The 16,962-nt window shown below is 49.7% G+C and carries 19 protein-coding genes; 5 read left to right on the plus strand and 14 right to left on the minus strand.

The window, feature by feature from the left end:
* Positions 1 to 6: 6 nt before the first annotated feature.
* Complete coding sequence (locus D9T21_RS07015) at positions 7 to 687, minus strand: HupE/UreJ family protein (RefSeq protein ID WP_123324334.1); 681 nt, start codon at positions 685 to 687, stop codon at positions 7 to 9.
* Between the two features lie 267 nt (positions 688 to 954).
* On the opposite strand from D9T21_RS07015, the gene D9T21_RS07020 reads away from it, so the two are divergent.
* Both D9T21_RS07020 and D9T21_RS07025 read left to right on the plus strand, forming a co-directional pair.
* Positions 955 to 1,650: a hypothetical protein gene (locus D9T21_RS07020; RefSeq protein WP_164464602.1), complete on the plus strand. Its 696-nt coding sequence runs from the start codon at positions 955 to 957 to the stop codon at positions 1,648 to 1,650.
* Positions 1,651 to 1,779: 129 nt separating this feature from the next.
* Entirely contained in the window at positions 1,780 to 4,098 is a 2,319-nt protein-coding gene (locus tag D9T21_RS07025; RefSeq protein ID WP_123324336.1) for an FdhF/YdeP family oxidoreductase, read from the plus strand.
* 21 nt (positions 4,099 to 4,119) lie between these two features.
* On the opposite strand, the gene D9T21_RS07030 is transcribed toward D9T21_RS07025, so the two are convergent.
* The gene (locus tag D9T21_RS07030; protein WP_123324337.1) at positions 4,120 to 4,905 is read right to left on the minus strand and encodes a formate dehydrogenase accessory sulfurtransferase FdhD; all 786 of its coding nucleotides are present in this window, start codon (positions 4,903 to 4,905) and stop codon (positions 4,120 to 4,122) included.
* An 862-nt stretch (positions 4,906 to 5,767) separates the two neighbouring features.
* Here D9T21_RS07030 and D9T21_RS07035 point away from each other — a divergent pair.
* The 3 genes from D9T21_RS07035 to D9T21_RS07045 all read left to right on the plus strand — a co-directional run bounded on the left by D9T21_RS07035 (position 5,768) and on the right by D9T21_RS07045 (position 7,743).
* Positions 5,768 to 6,187, plus strand: a complete 420-nt coding sequence (locus tag D9T21_RS07035) for a hypothetical protein (RefSeq protein WP_123324338.1) — start codon at positions 5,768 to 5,770, stop codon at positions 6,185 to 6,187.
* 319 nt (positions 6,188 to 6,506) lie between these two features.
* Complete coding sequence (locus D9T21_RS07040; protein ID WP_123324339.1) at positions 6,507 to 7,088, plus strand: HupE/UreJ family protein; 582 nt, start codon at positions 6,507 to 6,509, stop codon at positions 7,086 to 7,088.
* Between the two features lie 205 nt (positions 7,089 to 7,293).
* Complete coding sequence (locus D9T21_RS07045; protein ID WP_164464603.1) at positions 7,294 to 7,743, plus strand: hypothetical protein; 450 nt, start codon at positions 7,294 to 7,296, stop codon at positions 7,741 to 7,743.
* An 18-nt stretch (positions 7,744 to 7,761) separates the two neighbouring features.
* Here D9T21_RS07045 and hypE read toward each other — a convergent pair whose 3' ends face one another.
* The 12 genes from hypE to D9T21_RS07105 are packed head-to-tail and all read right to left on the minus strand — an operon-like array spanning position 7,762 to position 16,951.
* Positions 7,762 to 8,808, minus strand: coding sequence for a hydrogenase expression/formation protein HypE (hypE, locus tag D9T21_RS07050; protein ID WP_123324341.1), 1,047 nt, complete (start codon positions 8,806 to 8,808; stop codon positions 7,762 to 7,764).
* Positions 8,809 to 8,825: 17 nt separating this feature from the next.
* Positions 8,826 to 9,953: a hydrogenase formation protein HypD gene (gene hypD / locus D9T21_RS07055; RefSeq protein WP_123324342.1), complete on the minus strand. Its 1,128-nt coding sequence runs from the start codon at positions 9,951 to 9,953 to the stop codon at positions 8,826 to 8,828.
* Positions 9,953 to 10,657 (minus strand): D-sedoheptulose-7-phosphate isomerase, encoded by a 705-nt coding sequence (locus D9T21_RS07060; protein ID WP_123324343.1) that lies wholly within the window; start codon positions 10,655 to 10,657, stop codon positions 9,953 to 9,955. The genes hypD and D9T21_RS07060 overlap by 1 nt, the downstream gene beginning before the upstream one ends.
* A gap of 5 nt (positions 10,658 to 10,662) precedes the next feature.
* Positions 10,663 to 10,944, minus strand: a complete 282-nt coding sequence (locus tag D9T21_RS07065) for a HypC/HybG/HupF family hydrogenase formation chaperone (protein WP_123324344.1) — start codon at positions 10,942 to 10,944, stop codon at positions 10,663 to 10,665.
* Between the two features lie 13 nt (positions 10,945 to 10,957).
* Positions 10,958 to 12,433, minus strand: a complete 1,476-nt coding sequence (locus D9T21_RS07070) for a sigma-54-dependent transcriptional regulator (protein ID WP_123324345.1) — start codon at positions 12,431 to 12,433, stop codon at positions 10,958 to 10,960.
* Entirely contained in the window at positions 12,433 to 13,359 is a 927-nt protein-coding gene (gene hypB, locus D9T21_RS07075; RefSeq protein ID WP_123324346.1) for a hydrogenase nickel incorporation protein HypB, read from the minus strand. The genes D9T21_RS07070 and hypB overlap by 1 nt, the downstream gene beginning before the upstream one ends.
* Positions 13,360 to 13,361: 2 nt before the next feature.
* Entirely contained in the window at positions 13,362 to 13,703 is a 342-nt protein-coding gene (hypA, locus tag D9T21_RS07080) for a hydrogenase maturation nickel metallochaperone HypA (protein ID WP_020745489.1), read from the minus strand.
* Positions 13,696 to 14,844: a nickel-dependent hydrogenase large subunit gene (locus tag D9T21_RS07085; RefSeq protein WP_123324347.1), complete on the minus strand. Its 1,149-nt coding sequence runs from the start codon at positions 14,842 to 14,844 to the stop codon at positions 13,696 to 13,698. The genes hypA and D9T21_RS07085 overlap by 8 nt, the downstream gene beginning before the upstream one ends.
* Positions 14,841 to 15,413 (minus strand): [NiFe]-hydrogenase assembly chaperone HybE, encoded by a 573-nt coding sequence (gene hybE / locus D9T21_RS07090; RefSeq protein ID WP_123324348.1) that lies wholly within the window; start codon positions 15,411 to 15,413, stop codon positions 14,841 to 14,843. The genes D9T21_RS07085 and hybE overlap by 4 nt, the downstream gene beginning before the upstream one ends.
* 2 nt (positions 15,414 to 15,415) lie before the next feature.
* Positions 15,416 to 15,637 carry a rubredoxin gene (locus D9T21_RS07095; protein ID WP_071978380.1) on the minus strand — a complete coding sequence of 74 codons (222 nt, stop codon included), beginning with the start codon at positions 15,635 to 15,637 and terminating at the stop codon, positions 15,416 to 15,418.
* A gap of 9 nt (positions 15,638 to 15,646) precedes the next feature.
* Positions 15,647 to 16,510, minus strand: a complete 864-nt coding sequence (locus tag D9T21_RS07100) for a hydrogenase expression/formation protein (protein WP_123324349.1) — start codon at positions 16,508 to 16,510, stop codon at positions 15,647 to 15,649.
* 9 nt (positions 16,511 to 16,519) lie between these two features.
* Positions 16,520 to 16,951: a thioredoxin domain-containing protein gene (locus tag D9T21_RS07105; protein WP_123324350.1), complete on the minus strand. Its 432-nt coding sequence runs from the start codon at positions 16,949 to 16,951 to the stop codon at positions 16,520 to 16,522.
* Positions 16,952 to 16,962: the final 11 nt, after the last annotated feature.

The following is a 16,962-nucleotide window of genomic DNA, read 5'->3' on the forward strand; positions in this document are numbered from 1 at the left end:
CCTGCCTTAACCAATAAAATAGCCGGTGAGTTGATAGCCGATTAACATCATGCCCGCACTCATCAAAAACGAATTGGTAATAGTTGAAAATTTAACGAATGAGGCCGAGTTTCGCCAGGCATTAATAATTATCAGCATCAGTAATAACGCCATGATCTGACCGATTTCCACGCCCAGATTAAATGCCAGTAAATTAAGCCAGAGGCTGTCACCGGAGAGTTCAAATACCTGTAATTTGGTCGCTAATCCAAAACCATGGAATAAACCAAAAATCAACACCGCTGCCCGCGTGTCTGGTTGCCGGCCAAAAAACCGTTTAAAACCGCCGAGGTTATCAAACCCTTTATACAACACGGAAAAGCCAATGATGGCGTCAATTATATAAGCATTCACCTGTATATCGGCCAGCACACCAGTGAGCAGCGTTATACTGTGACCCAGGGTAAACATGGAGATATACAGCAGCACTTCTCGCCCACGGTATAAAAAGAACAGCACGCCGAACAAAAATAACAGGTGATCATAGCCGGTAAACATATGCTTAGCCCCGATATACATAAAGGGGAAAAACTGCAGGCCTTCATTTTGTTGTAAAAACGACTGGGTGCTTTCATCCACACCATGGCCAAATGCAACGGATGGCAATAATAAAAGCGCGGCTAACAACAATTTCGACAGAATGACCATATCAGCTCTAAATGTAAATTAAGCAAATGCTATCACGATAAAAGCATCTTCTCTAAAACCCAAAAGTACAACAACTTTGATACAACTTCCCCCATACCGACCAGAAAACTGGAAGGGTAATCCGGCACCAATTGGCCCGATTATGCAGCACGCCCTCGAAACTGTATTGCATAACTCACCGGAAGCAGTAACCTAACCTCATGTTTTATTTATTAAAACAAACTGATACTGTGTAGCATTACTCTATTGTCAATAATGGTAACAACGGTGTTCAGAGTTTTTAGCTTAGTAGTGTGTTGCACTGCACTGTTGGCCTGTGCGCATCAGCCAACGGTTTACCTTTACGCAAAATACCTTACCCCGCAAGAACGGGAATCGCTGGAGGAAGCGTTAGGCAACAAAGAATTTGCCGTGCAATCCAACAACTTTGAATTCCCGACCACCATAGAGCAGAACACCATACTCTATTCTTTAGTATTATCAGAACCGGCACTGCTCACTCACATTGAGCAGGTCACCAGGGCCAAAGGCTTTGCAATTTCACGCCAACAAGCCATGACAGAAGGGAATCACTGGTATACCAAAGATTCAGCCGCATTGTTTTTATATTCACTTGAGGGCCCAAAACAGGGTTTACGCAAAGCCGATATTGCCCGCGCTTTTATCACCTCAGGTTGTGATACGGACATCACGCTGACTTTACAAGACGATGGTACTTACCAGTTCAAGGGGACCATTACTGATACTTTCCAAAAGCAGCATGCCACCGGCACCTGGCTGTTTCGCCAGCGTCCCTATGTTGAATTGCGAGCAACCGGGGCAGATTACAGTTCTCAGTATTTCGAAGTGAGCAGAGAATATACCCGGGATCAGATAAGTGCCCTGACCTTTATTCGGCTGACGCCATTGCAATCTTATCTGCTGGACTCAGACTGCACGCTGGAATTTGCACTACGAGAATGACGCTAGTCGTAAAAAGATACAGGACTGACGGATATGTGTTTGCTTACCTTTGTCCACTTCTGCTTTACTGTGACCTATAGAACACAATAAAACTGCCGGGCCTGGAACCAGGCAGGATCAGGAAGTGCAATGGCTGATAAGTCTGTTCAGAAATACACCGCCCCCGCCGGTGGCTGGGGTGCATTAAAAAGTGTCACCAAAAGCTGGATTGCCAGCGAAAAGCCGCTGAAAAACCTGCGCGCTATGCTCAAAACCAATCAGGACCATGGTTTTGATTGCCCGGGCTGTGCCTGGGGTGAATCACCGGAAAATGGCCTGGTTAAGTTTTGCGAAAACGGCGCTAAAGCGGTTAACTGGGAATCCTCAGGTCGTCAGGTAGGGCCAGCATTTTTTGCGCGTTATACCGTATCTAAACTTTTAGAGCACAGCGATTACTGGCTGGAAGACCAGGGCCGGTTATCCCACCCCATGCAGTACGATCCGGCAACGGATAAATATACAGAGATTAGCTGGGATGATGCCTTTGCTTTGATAGCGCAACATCTCAAACAGCTGGCCAGTCCCGATCAGGCTGAATTTTACACCTCCGGGCGTACCAGTAACGAAGCAGCGTACCTGTATCAGCTATTTGTACGTGCATTTGGAACCAATAATTTTCCTGACTGCTCCAATATGTGTCACGAAGCCAGTGGCCATGCCATGAAACAGTCGGTGGGCGTAGGCAAAGGCACCGTGGTATTCGACGACTTTGCCAAAGCCGATGCGATATTTGTATTGGGCCAGAACCCGGGCACCAATCATCCTCGTATGCTTGAACCGTTACGGGAGGCCGTTGAACGAGGCGCTCAGGTGGTTTGCTTTAATCCGCTGAAAGAGCGCGGTCTGGAACGTTTTCAGCATCCGCAACATCCGCTGGAAATGCTAACCAATGGCGATGCCCCCACTAACACAGCGTATTTCCGCCCGGCCTTAGGCGGCGATATGGCGGTCATGCGCGGGATTGCCAAATGCCTTTTGGAATGGGAAAGAGAAGCCCAGGCCAATAACCGTCCGGCGATATTTGATAACGATTTTATTGCCCGCCATACCAACGGCATTGATGATTATCTGGCTCTGGTTGATGCCACTTCCTGGCAAGACATTGTTGAACAGTCTGGGCTCAGCAAAGACGATATTTACCTGGCGGCCAGTATGTATTGCCGGGCTGACCGGGTGATTATGTGCTGGGCTATGGGGATCACTCAGCATAAGCACTCGGTTGCTATCATCCAGGAAATTATTAACGTCCAACTCTTGCGCGGCAATGTGGGTAAACCGGGTGCCGGCTTATCGCCGGTACGAGGCCACAGTAATGTGCAGGGCGACAGAACCATGGGTATTGATGAAAAGCCACCGCAATGGTTGCTCGATGCCCTGGAGGAACGCTTTAACTTTTCAGTCCCCCGTGAGCCAGGCCACAACGTGGTTCAGGCTATTCAGGCCATGGAACAGGGGCGCGCCAAAGTCTTTATTGGCATGGGCGGCAACTTTGCTCAGGCCACCCCGGACACACCGCGTACTCATGCAGCGCTTAAGCAATGCGACCTTACGGTACACATCAGCACCAAACTCAATCGCTCACATTTAATTACTGGTAAGGCCGCACTTATTTTGCCTTGCCTGGGTCGCACCGAAGCGGATATTCAGGGCGGCCAGCCCCAGGGCGTGACGGTAGAAGATACCTTTTCGATGGTACATATTTCCTACGGGCAACTGCCGCCGGGTTCAGCGCTGTTACGTTCAGAGCCAGCTATTGTGGCCGGTATGGCTAAAGCTGTGCTGGGCAATCACCCGGTAGACTGGGACGCGCTGATTAACGATTACAGCCGCATCCGCGAGTTGATTGCCGATACGATCCCCGGCTTTACCGGCTTTAACGAGAAGTTAACCCAACCGGGCGGATTTCACTTACCTAACCCGGCATCTGAGAGAACGTGGCGCACGGCCGACCAGAAAGCCGGGTTTGCTGCCAATCCATTACCCGGGCAGCTGCTCTCTGCACAATTACCTGCCGGAGAAACGCCGGATCTTATTTTGCAAACATTGCGCTCCCACGATCAGTACAACACCACGGTCTATGGCCTGGATGACCGCTATCGGGGCGTATTTGGCCAGCGCTATGTGGTGTTCGTTAATCCGAAGGACATTAACCGGCTGGGCTTTAGCGAAGGCAATAAGGTCGACATGATTTCCCTGTGGCATGATGGCAGAGAACGTCGCGTGGAAGGTTTCACCCTGGTGGCTTACGATATTCCTCAGGGACAGGCCGCGGCTTATTTTCCGGAAGCCAACGGTCTGGTACCACTGGAGAGTTATGGCGATGAGTCATTCACGCCCACTTCCAAATACATTGCTATTAAACTGATAAAAGCACAGCCTGATAACCGCATCCCGGTTTCTCAAAACTAGCCTGCATTACCGGCTACTGAGCTAGCTATGGTACACCCTGGGGGCGCTGTGGTGGGGTAAGTGGATTAAGTTAAGCTGATACCGTTTAGCCCACTCCACAGCCATAGTCGTAGGGGCAGATAAGGTAACCAGGGTTGGCAGACCAACACGAATAGCCTTTTGCACCAACTCCAGCCCGCAACGACTGGTCAGCACCATAAAACCATTCGTTAAGGGGGTGTCGGATAAAGCCAGCGCACCTATCAGTTTGTCCATGGCATTGTGGCGGCCAATATCTTCACGGCACAATGTGATGCGACCCTCGTTAGTCACAAAAAATGCGGCATGCTGGGCGCCACCTGAATGCAGAGCCTGTTGATATTCACGGATACGATGACGAAGGTTGGTAAAGGCACACACTTCAGGCAAGGGCGCATCCGGTAATTTGGAAAGTTCAGGTAACGCTGATTTCAGCGCATCTGTACCGCAGATACCGCAGCCCGAACTGCCAGCCAGGCGGCGTTGATAAGACTTCAGTTGCCACTGGGCACGAGGACTAAGCTGCACATCAGCAACCCCCTGCTCGCCGTCAAAGGTCACATTGATGCTACGAAACTGGCCCGGCGAATCAATAACGCCCTGAGTCAGGCTAAATCCAACCACAAAATCCTTCACGTCATCGGGGCTAACCATCATCACCGCATAACTAATGTCGTTATAGCTAATAGCCAGGGCACACTCGGTTGGCAGCGCACTCTCTTCTTCCAGTTGCTGTGCACTGACGGTCTGGTAGCGATACACTTCAGCGGTCTTTGCTCGGTCTGCCATGGTCAGGATTCATATGGTTAGTTTTAACTGGGATGATAATATAACCAGGCAGGGTTAGACACAGGATTTTATCTAATTTATGAGAGACGACGGCCTGTTATAAATACAGGGCGTTTTTCGGCAGGCATAAAAAAACGATGACCGAAGTCATCGTTTTCTCTGAATTTTGAGTTTCCTTCTCAGCGATCCCTTGCGACTAAAATCTTCCCGATTAAAATCCGTATACGCCCCTTTCCTTCTTTTCTCACATCATCCTGCGTGAGCTGTTCTCCCTGAACAGGTCCCTTTCCATTATTCCTGTATAAGCTGTACATCCTGCTACAGCATTCTCCATCCCGGAGTTGTCCTTTTCGGCCTTCCCGACCGGTCCTTTATCCTTAAACAGAGTTCCTTACCCTGTCTTACTCATCCTGAGCAATCCCAAGTTCATCCGTGTGTCTTCCTGACTCGTCGTGTTTCCTTGTGACACGTTCATAGTACGCTTATGACTGAGGAACGCTAATCCACTCTGGGATATTTTCTCGTCAAAGTTGCCGATTAAGACTGACAAAAATAAATTTAATTATTATTTTTCAATACCTTAAAAATTAAGCGACGTTTTTAGCACAGACAAGAATCTACAATATCTCACAGCTTTGTAAGATATTTCGTACACAGATAGAGGGGAATTGTCTTATCCTTTTGGCTAAGTTCCAGGCATCGATCAACTGAGTGCACAGAGAAACAGTTGTAGAGCTTTACAATGAGGGAATAAAAGATTGCTTATTCTGGCTCCAATTCGTTATAAGTATAGCCAAGTGTTGCGTTAGCGCCAGAACAGGTCACTATTACCAACAAGCATTTGTGAAAACGGACTTTATTAATGACTTCATCCAATCCCATCAACAAAAAAACATTAATGCACGCTGCCCTGGCCGCCCTCAGTGCGGGCTTGATACTCTGGATAGTGATACAAGAAGTAAATCTGTTGCTGATGCTGGGTGCTTTTAACCTGGTTTGGATAGTGAAGTGGTGCAAATCCATGCCAGACAGCACGGTAAAGGACCCGGTAAAGTATGTAACGTTTAACAATGGTCAAATTCAGTTTGGCTCAACTTCAATACCGGCCCACAAAGTTACGCGGGTGGCATTAGAAACCACGAATGAGCATTGCTATTTTTCCCTCCCCTATAATCCAACAACACCGGGAAATCCCCCGGGTTTTGTTTTTCCCGCTCGCAAAGCAGCGGAGTTTAAGCGCTATCTTCAGGCAGAGTTAGGTAATATTCATTTTATCCATTAGACAGTTTGTCCATTAGAGAGCTGTACAGGTAATAAATAAGTAATAACAGCCCTTTACGCTACGCACAGGAAGTTGCCAATTACCAGCTAACTGGCAAGCAAGTTACCAGTCACCCAGCTTCCCCCCGTTCAGTACAAAAACAACAAAACAGCTAAATTTCATAGACTTAAAATAATTTAATCGGTAAATTTTAGTTTGGCACCCGTTTTGCAAATTCAGGAAATGCTAAAGCAGTAGCCATTACAATAAAGTTGTTGTTAGACATTTATACCAGCAACAACACACTAATAACTGTTCGATTTCGCAGTAAGGTAAAAACATGACACGTACACAAAAAATAACCAGCGGCCTTCTACTTACACTTGCTACCACAGCACCGGCCTTTGCACATACTGGTCACGAAACGGTTCAGAATGCATTTTTGGCTGGTTTGTCACACCCTATGATGGGAATTGATCACCTTATTGCCATGGTAGCGATGGGCTACTGGGCGTCAGGTTTTGCAGGTAAACAATGCAAAGCCATGCTTGCCGCATTTTTTGCATTATTGATTGGTGGTTTCTCATTAGGCTTAGCAGGTTTCAGCTTTTCGTTTATGGAAACGGGCATCGTCCTGACATCTGTAATCACCGGCTTACTTATTGCCACACGTAAGAACGTAACTCAGGGCCTGGCGGTTAGCCTGGCTGCTTGTTTTGCAATGTTTCACGGTTTTGCCCATGGTCTCGAGACCGCCGGCTCCGTCCCTTATCTGTTTGCTTCAGGTTTCCTCGTTACCAGCGCCACACTGGTAGCGGCGGGCTTTGCTGTGTCGAAACTGGTCTCGCGCAGCATCCCTTCTGCAAACAGAGTCATTGGGCTGGTAATTGCAATGATGGGAGTATCGTTGTTTTCAATTTAGGTGACCCACACCAACTATTGAATGCCATGGGCGGGAGCCGATCTTAGGGTCGGCTCCTTTTTTGCGTTATTAAAACCGATGGCTTCATTTGATGCAGCACTAACACACTAAAAGTCAGCACAACCTTCATTATCCCAATAGCACCTTCCCGGATTATTGCTGTAAGCTATTATGATTAATTAATATGTAAGGCGTTCAGGGATGAGTGAGTCAGCCTTTTTCTATGAGCCTTTTCAAACCGTCTTTCGGTACTGATATGAAAACAGAAAAAGAAATTCTCGCTGAGTTTACAGCCCTTGTTTTTGAAAAGGGACAACCATCAGCCATGGATATTTTTGCTAAACAGAACCTGTTAAAAGGATCTTTATCTTCTGTAAGGCTGGCAGCTAACGACGCATTAGAACTGTCTGCTTTAATGCGCCAGGATCAACAGAACAAGTTGAATCTTAAAATGAAGGAGAGCGGTCTACCTTCTCTCACCACGATGCATAATAAGGCATTCAGAGACTTTCTTAAGATCGCCAATCGGGGAATCATCAAAAAAGAACAAGAGTACCGGCTGGTGCGCTCTGTATCAGAAACAACCATTTTAAGTTTGGAACAACAGTCCGTTGCTTATAAATTGTTGGAGAGCTACGAACAAACACACAGCTAACAAAAAATTATGTCAGCGCTAGCAAATCCGCGGCAGTTGCTCGCCCACCAGCATATCCAGGATGCGCTCTCCGCCAAAGTGAGTTTTCACCAGCACCCGGTTATAGTTCGATTCAATGACTTCACCAATAATGGCTGAATCTTTCCCGGCCGGATGATTGCGCATCGCCGCAAGCACCGCCTCAGCTTTATCGGCCGGAACCGCTGCAACAAGTTTACCTTCATTTGCAAAGTACAGTGCATCGAGCCCCAGGATCTCGCAGACACCGCGCACGGTATCTCTTACCGGGATCTGTTCTTCCTGCAAACGAATACTGACGGCGGATGACTCAGCGAATTCACATAAAACCGTAGCGACACCGCCCCGGGAGGCATCACGAATGGCGTGAACGTCCGGACACACTTTCAACATGGTTTGGACTAACTCATTTAACGCCTGGCAGTCGGTTTCCAGCGTCACATCGAGCGCCAGATCACCACGGGCATTTAGTATTGCCGCGCCATGATCGCCTATCAGGCCATTCACAATAATTTTGTCGCCTACCCGGCAGTTAGCCGCTGAAATATCAACGCCTTCAGGGATCACCCCAATGCCACTGGTATTGATAAAAATTTTATCGCCTTTGCCTTTAGGTACCACTTTGGTGTCGCCGGTGACGATAGTCACTCCGGCCTTATCAGCGGCGGCTTTCATTGAGGCAACCACGCGTCGCAGTAGCTCAACATCGAGCCCTTCCTCTAAAATCATACCGCAGGACAAATACTTTGGGATCGCGCCAGACACAGCAATATCATTTACCGTACCATTTACCGCCAGCGAGCCAATGTCGCCGCCTGGAAATTCTACGGGGTCGACCACGTAAGAATCGGTGGTAAACGCCAGTTGTGCGCCACTTTGCATTAGTTCAGCCAGTTCAAAACGAGCTTGATCTTCCAGTTGCTCAAGGTCGGGGTTAGCGAAGGTCCCCACAAAAACATCTTCAATCAGATCGCGCATGGCTTTGCCGCCTGCGCCATGAGCCATGGTGATGGTTTTGGCCCGCAGGGTCCGTTTAGGTTTATTCATACTGCTTACTCGGTTAGTTAAACGGCTTGTTTTACGTCGATTTTGCCGTAGCTGTAATAGGCTGAACAGGCGCCCTCGGTCGATACCATTAACGCGCCGATGGGCGTTTCGGGGTTGCACTGCTCGCCAAACAGTTTGCACTCCCAGGGTTTGAGCACGCCCTTAAGTACTTCGCCACACTGGCAGGCTTTAGGGTCGGCCACATGAGCTGGCTCTACGGCAAATAAGCGTTCAGCATCAAATCGTGCGTATTTTTCACGAATACGCACGCCGGAATGGTCAATAGAGCCCAGGCCCCGCCACTCAAAGAATTCGCGAAGCTCAAACACCTCACCAACAGCTTTCAGGGCGTTATTGTTACCCTGCTCTGGCACAATTCGTTTGTACTGATTTTCCACCAGCGCCTTGCCATCGCGGATTTGCTCTACCACCATCAGCATGGACTGCAGAATATCCAACGGCTCAAAACCGGCTATCACCAGCGGGCGTTTGTAATGACTGGCAATAAAATCATAAGGCGCTTTACCAATTACCATCGATACATGACCGGGCCCTAAAAAGCCATCTATAACCATATCCGGAGAGTCCAGAATCGCCTTGATGGTAGGAATGATGGTGATGTGGTTGCAGAACAGCGAGAAGTTCGTAATGCCTTCTCTATCTGCCTGCAGTAGCGTTAACGCCGTGCTCGGCATGGTGGTTTCAAAACCCAGTCCGAAAAACACCACGTTTTTATGCGGATTTCTTCGGGCAATATCCAGTGCATCCATAGGGGAATAAACCATACGTACATCACAGCCATCAGAATTGGCCTGCTGCAGGCTTTTCTTCGAGCCTGGCACACGCATGGCATCACCAAAGGTCGTAAATATCACATCAGGCTGTTCAGCAATGGCAACGCAATCGTCTACTCTTCCCATCGGCAATACACAAACCGGGCAGCCAGGACCGTGCACCATTTCAATCTTATCGGGTAATAACTCTTCCAGTCCGTAGCGAAAGATTGAGTGCGTATGACCTCCGCATACTTCCATTATTTGTAACGGGCGTTGGGCGGTCGTGGGGATTTCCTCTACCACGGCATGGATGCGCTCAAGCACGCGTCTGGCCATTTGGGGATCGCGAAACTCATCTACAAACTTCATTATTTCTTCTCCTGAGACAACCGGCTGTCAGCCAGCAGGCTGTGCACCAGATCCCATAAAATGTGATAACAGGCCAGGTGACACTCCTGAATGCGGTGAATACTGTCGCTGGGTACGGTAATACAAACATCGGTGAGCTGTTGTCGTTGCAGCTCACCACCGGTTCGGCCAGTAAAGGCAATCACGCTTAAATCCATGGCCCGGGCTTTTTTACAGGCTTCAATTAAGTTGGCTGAGTTGCCACTGGTGGAGAACACCACCAGCGTATCACCATAATTGGCCAGCGCGGATAACTGCCGGGTGATGACATGTTCGGTGCCCACATCATTACTCACTGCCGTCATCATCGCGGTATCCTGAGATAAGTTGATAGCTGGCAGCGCCTTGCGACCGGTAGTAACCGGGTGCATAAACTCTACAGCCAGATGCGCAGCATCACAGGAAGAACCGCCATTGCCCGCGGTTAACAGTTTTCCCTGTTGTGCGTAAGTGGCTGCAATGCGTTTTGCGGCCGCAAGCAAGGCTTCACTGTGAAGGTCAAAAAAAGCCTGCTTCACGGCAATACTGTCACGCCCTTTAGCCTGAACAGAGGCTACCAGGGCGCTGGCTAACTCGTCGTTATCACTAGGTTTAACAGCCGGAGCCTGGCCGGTAAAGGGGTACAATGCCGACAGAACAGACTGGTTATCGGTAGACTCGCTCATCACGATTATCCCTGCGCACCCTGCTGCATGGCGTCGAGTTCTTCCTGTAACTCACCAATCTCAGCCAGAATTTCCAGCGTTCGCCGGGCCTCTTCCTCATCGATAATGCTCATGGCAAAGCCCACATGCACCAGCGCCCAGCTACCCACTAAAGATTGCAGGTTACCATCAGTAGGCACCACACAACTCAAATTAGCTTCGCGTTTAACACCGGAAACCTGAACAATGCCGGTTTGCATGGCCTCATCGCTTATTGCGACAATCTGGCCGGGGATCCCTAAACACATACTGATATTCCCCTTAATGCTGTTTACTGGTTTCTGAGTCGCCGGATTTCTCAAGCTCGTAGCGTTCCAACTTGGAGCGCAATCCTACCCGAGACAAACCCAGCTCCAGTGATGCGCTGCTTTTATTCCAGCGATGGCGGATCAACGTTTCGCGCAGAATGCGTTTTTCCAGCAGCTCGACCTTTTCTTTTAGCGTGCCTTCAAGGCCAGCAAACATATCAATGTCTTCATCCTCACCGCCAGGCGCCGCTCTCAGGACTCGCGGATTCAGCAGGTCGGCGGTCAGCCATTCGCCTTCACACATTACCAGCATGCGGCGCACCTCATTTTGTAATTCACGCACGTTACCCGGCCAGCTGTAGCGTTTCATACAAGCGATGGCTTCTTCACTAAAGCCTTTTACCGGCTTGTCGAACTGATGCATGGCGGTTTGTAAAAAGCTGTTCGCCAGTACCGGAATATCTATCGTACGGCGAGACAATGCCGGCAGCTCCAGGGTGACTTCGGCTAAACGAAAATAAAGATCTTGTCGGAACCGGCCAGCGCGCACTTCCTCTTCAAGGTCCCGGTTTGTGGAAGCCACTACCCGCACATTAACTTTGCGGCGTTGTTGCTCGCCCAGGCGGCGAATTTCTCGCTCCTGCAGCACCCGCAACAACTTAACCTGAAATGCAGGGCTGATCTCACCAATCTCATCCAGAAAAATAGTGCCGCCGTCGGCCTGTTCGAACAGGCCCACATGGTCGGTGATCGCGCCGGTAAACGAGCCTTTTTTATGGCCAAACAATTCAGATGCCAGCAGTTCATCAGGCATGGCACCGCAGTTTTCTACCACAAACGGGCGGTCTGAACGCAAGCTGTTGTAATGCAGCGCCCGGGCAAAAAGCTCCTTACCCGCACCGGATGGGCCAGTGATCAGCACCGAGACATCATAAGGCGCAATTTTGCTGACCTGGTCACAGACTTTATTCAGCGGGCTTTGCGCATGGCGTTTTATCTCTTCAAGCTGAAAGCTATTGCGCAGATGGGCTTTTTTCTCACTAACCTGCTGCTCGGCCTGCTCTTCGGTAAGACGCATCTCCATATTCAGCAGTGCATTCTCACTCTGTAAGGCGCACATCCGGCACGCACTGCGGATAATCATTAACAGACTTTCCGGGTGCCAGGGTTTGGTGATGTACTGCAAAATACCTGCTTCGTTGAGGCCTTTGATAATGTCTTCTGAATCGGTATAGCCAGACAAAATAAGGCGGGCGACCTGAGGCCAGCGATCCCGCACTTCGGTTAGCAATTCCACACCGGTACGATCCGGCATGCGCTGATCGCACAGGATCACCTGCACGTCATGGCTTTCCAGTAATTCCAGCGCCAGGTCGGCGCTATTGGCAGTTAATACGTCAAACTCTTCATCCAGAGTTCGCTCAAGAGTTTCAAGCGAACGGACTTCATCATCAACGCATAACACAATAGGACGTTGAGATGTGGTCATTATAAGATTGCCTTAAACTGCTCTACCTGTTGTTGCAAAAGATGAATACGCGATTCAATGATGGCTGCCCGCTTGGTGTTGATCCAATCAAGCCACTCCTGCATGCCTTCGCCGCTTTTGGCTGACAGCTGAATAATACGGATTTCCGGATTGACCCGTTTAGCGTACTCAATGCATTTCTCGACATCAAAATCCAGGTACGGCAGCAGGTCAGTTTTATTCAGGATCATTAATTCTGACGCATGAAACATATCCGGATACTTGAGCGGTTTATCTTCGCCTTCGGTGACCGAGAGAATCGACACTTTTGCCGCCTCGCCCAAATCAAACGAAGCCGGGCACACCAGGTTACCGACATTCTCGATAAACAGCACGCCACCGGTCATCCCGGAAAAGTTCTCCATGGCATGACCGACCATGTGCGCGTCGAGGTGACAACCTTTGCCGGTATTGATCTGAATAGCCTGAACGCCGGTTTCGCGGATGCGGTCTGCGTCATTGGCCGTTTGTTGATCGCCTTCAATTACGCCTACAGTGTAACGGTCTTTAATGTGATTAATGGTTTCAGTCAGTAAGGTGGTTTTGCCTGATCCCGGGCTTGATACCAGGTTGAGCACAAACAACGACTGCTGTTCAAAGCGTACCCGGTTTTGCGCGGCATACTGGTTATTTTTACCCAGAATATCCTGCTCAATTTGCACCATTCGGCTTTGGCTGAGGCCTGCCACATGGGCATGAGCCGGACCTTTGCCGAAATGAATATTATCGCCATCACTTTCAATGCCGCTGTGATCATGCTGGTCTTCATGACTGTGAGCGTGTGAATGGTCGTGACTATGAGTGTGATCATGGCTATGCCCGTGGGCGTGCCCCTCATGCCCTTCTATCTTAACTTCACCTTCTGAACAACCGCAAACCGTACACATGTTTATGCCACCTCTAGTTCTTTTATTCTCATTTCTTCACCCTGCGTTATCTGTAAGTGATAACTGCCACAAACAGGGCAACTGTCATAGCGTTGCGTGACCGGGACGGTATCCAGACACTGCAAACAGAAGGCTTTTCCCGGCATTTTTATAATGTGCAGGCTGGCGCCTTCGGCCAGACTTCCTCTTATTACAGCATCGAAACAAAACGTTAATGCGTCGGCTTCGATGGTGGCGAGCGGGCCAATTTCGACCCACACCGCTTTGACTTTTTCAAACGACTGGCTCACTGCCTGTTCTTCTAATACCTGCAGGATCCCTTCGGCAATAGACATCTCATGCATGGACTAACTCCAACTGCCACGACACACAAGGGTCGAGAAGCTTTATCAGGGTTTCCGCCACCGGTGTTACCTGCTCCCAGGGTAAATATAACCCTTCCAGCATGGTTTTGAGACTCCCCTGGGGATGAAAATTCCACTCAGTGGGAGCAATAATCTGGTACTTAGCCACGTGATTTCGATTATCCAGCGCCACTTTATGTAGCAGCGTTCCTCTGGCCGTCTCGACTACCGAGCAGCCGCGCACGCCGGTGCCCTCTGTCTGGCTAAACTGTTGCTGACGGATAATTGATCTGAACCTCATTGGCGCTGTAGTTATTTCACGGTAAAGCGAGCGCAGGCGACTTTCAATTAAAAATCCTCTGGCTTCAATGTTTTGCCGTGCCCAACTGCCGGTTTCGGCCGGCACTCCGCTAATGGTAGGCTGGTGACAAAACTGCTCCGCCTCAGCAGCATTCAGGGCTGCCAATGTTGCCATCAGCTGTTGTGACTCACTTAAGTTTAACGTTTTTGCGGCCAGTCCTAACGGGTATTCACCGCAGGCTTTCAACAACTGACATACCCCGGCAGACACCCCCATCGTTGCTAACGAGGCGCCTTCCCGCTTGGCGGGCAATAGCGGTTTAACAACTTCTTCCAGTTGCCGGGCCAATTGCTCAAGCGCAGGCCGACACCACGCCTCTCCGGTTGTTGCCGAGGACAGGGTTAAACTCCAGTCAAGTTGCTTACGGCACTGATTAAACCAGTCCACCACATGGCTCATTCTGGATTTATGTTGTGGCGCCCAGTTGGTCACCCAGCTAAACACCTGCTCCCGCAAAGACTCAGCAAATAACAATGTATCCCGCGCTTGCTTTATGACCGACGTTTCGGTAATGCCCGCGGCGCTCTCTACGGCCCTTAGCGCGGCGATTAACTGCCCCATCCCGCAAATATAAAAGAGTGATGGCATCATCGCCAACACCCGATCAACCGGCTTTTCCCTGAACAGGCGGGTAACGGCAAACGGGCGGGTATTGTTGATCTCAACGGCTTTGATGTGGTCACGGTTATAACAAACGGTAACCTTTATGCCACCGGTAAGCGGATTCGCCGCTGTGTTATGTGCTTTACTTCCGGCCGCCAGTTCCGCAGCAATATTCATGGTCTGCTGTCCTCTCGCCGCGCAAAGCTGCCTGTCAGGAAGGCCCGGCGACTCACTTCTGGTGCCTCTTCATCGACCACTTGCTGTTCACTTTCTGCATCACAAGCCTGGGCCTCAAGCTCTACAGCCTGACGCATTTCGCTGTGAACCGTGTAGCTTTGATGACGTTCTGAAGGCGTAACGTTTTCGGCATCAAACAACGCTGCCAGTACTTCCTGCGCGGTTTCCATAGCTATGTTCTGTGATGAAAACTCAAACATCGGTGAAAACACCGAGCAAGTGGCAAAATCGCCACATTCCCCGGCATAAGCACGAATAAACTCGTATTGGCCGGAGGGTAACTTCTGACGAAATTTAGCGCCAACCTGCTGAGCGTTATAATGAGACGTCTCGCCCGGGAGCAACACAATATTCATACACCAGGGCGTAACGATGATGCCCAGCCAATTGTCTTCCCATGACAAAAATTTCGTCGCATCCACTGCGAGCTTATTATTGTACACCGGCAGGCCTGCCATTTTGCGGGCGACCGATTCATAGAAAGCAACAACTGCTGTACCGTTTGACACTGTTAGTCCTCTATCACCATAAACTGATCGCGGTCACCATCGCATTCCGGACACCGCCAGTGGTCAGGCAGGTCGACAAACGCCGTGCCTGGTGGGATCTGCCAGACCTCATCACCTTCCGCCGGGTCGTAAACATACCAGCATATTTTGCATTCCAGTCTGGCCTGCTTATCAATCCGGCTGGCATCACCTAAATAACTGCCCTCAAAGCCCTGAAAACTCATTCTGCCTTCCTATACCAACGCATCGCGAATTTCAGACAGTCGGACCGCTGAATCGGCCAGATCCTCAGGGGCTGCGCAAGCCACGGCAGGAATGGCCACAATTTCCAGGGTGTCCAGGATAAGTTGGTCGGTACTGTTGTAATACTGCACGCGCCATAAGCCTTCCACCTGAGTCGAAGTGATCCGGCAGTTACCGTATCCGCGGGACAAAATGGTGACACTGCCGGTACCGGTGGTTTCGGTCAGGCTGTAGTGGTCTTCAGGCGAAAAAGGTAACAAGGACAGGTTTATTACATGCGAAGCCATCCCCGGGTCGCGCTGGTAGTCTGCAGAGGTATCCGCAATTTCTACCAGTACCGAAGGCGCATTCAACAGCCCTTCCGGCAGGCTGGCGATTCGGGCGGGTAAATCCACCTTAGTGGCAAATGCCTGGTCTTTCACACATTCGGGGATCTCTGCCACCTCAATAGCTTCGGCTGTCACGTTGCCCTGCTCGTCAAAGGTCCGCAAACGCCAGATACCGGCCATTACCGTTTCCTGAATTCTGACCGGCTTATCGCCATCAATCAGAACGCTCACCTCGCCCTCACCAAGGATTTGATTAAGCAGATTTAAATCGGCCTCAGGTAACTCGGTAAGCGTCATAATGCTGCTCTGACCGTTTTCGTTGATTTGCCCAAGCATAAGCTGGATATCGGCGAGGATACTCATGGCCTGGGGACAACGTTCCAGCTCACTTTCTTCCGGAAACGATGGCATATCATAAGTGTTCATTTCCGACGGCATCTTCATGTAATCAAGCACCATGTCACCTTCTGACTGACTGCCCGGCCCGATTGGGACATTAACGATGTTTATACTGTTATCACGCATACTATTCCCCTATTGCCCGCAACTTTTGCTAACCGGATTAAACACCACCGGTATACCGATACCCGGATCCGGGCGGGGTTCTAAAGTCAGGATTCGATTGATTTCGTGTACATAATCATCCCAGTTCTGCACTTTGGTAATGGCGTCGAGATACTGGCCATGCTTAAGAAATACCAGTGCCGGCCACGCCATAAAGTTATAACGGCCTCGACAGGCAGTTTGAATATCTTCAGATACCACCGCCGGGGTAAGCTGAGGAAACTGTTTGATCAGTTCTGGCAGGATCACGGCTACGTCCAGGCTTTCCGGAAAGCGTTTGGGATCTTCGGTTAGAAACAACACGCTAAGCGGTGTTTGCTGGATAAATGTCTCGAAATTATCATCGTCGAGAAGGGGGTAACCTAACTCGTCGATAAGACGATTGATCAGCGGTGAGTTCATAGTGTTCTCTT

The sequence above is a fragment of the Marisediminitalea oceani genome (assembly GCF_003731635.1).
Lineage (GTDB): Bacteria > Pseudomonadota > Gammaproteobacteria > Enterobacterales > Alteromonadaceae > Alteromonas > Alteromonas oceani.

Bases quoted from the DNA above. Each gene is read 5' to 3' on its own strand.
- D9T21_RS07100 (WP_123324349.1), bottom strand. From the start codon at position 16,510: ATGCGTGATAACAGTATAAACATCGTTAATGTCCCAATCGGGCCGGGC.
- D9T21_RS07070 (WP_123324345.1), bottom strand. From the start codon at position 12,433: ATGACCACATCTCAACGTCCTATTGTGTTATGCGTTGATGATGAAGTC.
- D9T21_RS07105 (WP_123324350.1), bottom strand. From the start codon at position 16,951: ATGAACTCACCGCTGATCAATCGTCTTATCGACGAGTTAGGTTACCCC.
- D9T21_RS07035 (WP_123324338.1), top strand. From the start codon at position 5,768: ATGACTTCATCCAATCCCATCAACAAAAAAACATTAATGCACGCTGCC.
- D9T21_RS07025 (WP_123324336.1), top strand. From the start codon at position 1,780: ATGGCTGATAAGTCTGTTCAGAAATACACCGCCCCCGCCGGTGGCTGG.
- hypB (WP_123324346.1), bottom strand. From the start codon at position 13,359: ATGTGTACGGTTTGCGGTTGTTCAGAAGGTGAAGTTAAGATAGAAGGG.
- D9T21_RS07040 (WP_123324339.1), top strand. From the start codon at position 6,507: ATGACACGTACACAAAAAATAACCAGCGGCCTTCTACTTACACTTGCT.
- hypD (WP_123324342.1), bottom strand. From the start codon at position 9,953: ATGAAGTTTGTAGATGAGTTTCGCGATCCCCAAATGGCCAGACGCGTG.
- hypE (WP_123324341.1), bottom strand. From the start codon at position 8,808: ATGAATAAACCTAAACGGACCCTGCGGGCCAAAACCATCACCATGGCT.
- hypA (WP_020745489.1), bottom strand. From the start codon at position 13,703: ATGCATGAGATGTCTATTGCCGAAGGGATCCTGCAGGTATTAGAAGAA.
- D9T21_RS07060 (WP_123324343.1), bottom strand. From the start codon at position 10,657: ATGAGCGAGTCTACCGATAACCAGTCTGTTCTGTCGGCATTGTACCCC.
- D9T21_RS07065 (WP_123324344.1), bottom strand. From the start codon at position 10,944: ATGTGTTTAGGGATCCCCGGCCAGATTGTCGCAATAAGCGATGAGGCC.
- D9T21_RS07030 (WP_123324337.1), bottom strand. From the start codon at position 4,905: ATGGCAGACCGAGCAAAGACCGCTGAAGTGTATCGCTACCAGACCGTC.
- D9T21_RS07015 (WP_123324334.1), bottom strand. From the start codon at position 687: ATGGTCATTCTGTCGAAATTGTTGTTAGCCGCGCTTTTATTATTGCCA.
- D9T21_RS07085 (WP_123324347.1), bottom strand. From the start codon at position 14,844: ATGAATATTGCTGCGGAACTGGCGGCCGGAAGTAAAGCACATAACACA.
- D9T21_RS07095 (WP_071978380.1), bottom strand. From the start codon at position 15,637: ATGAGTTTTCAGGGCTTTGAGGGCAGTTATTTAGGTGATGCCAGCCGG.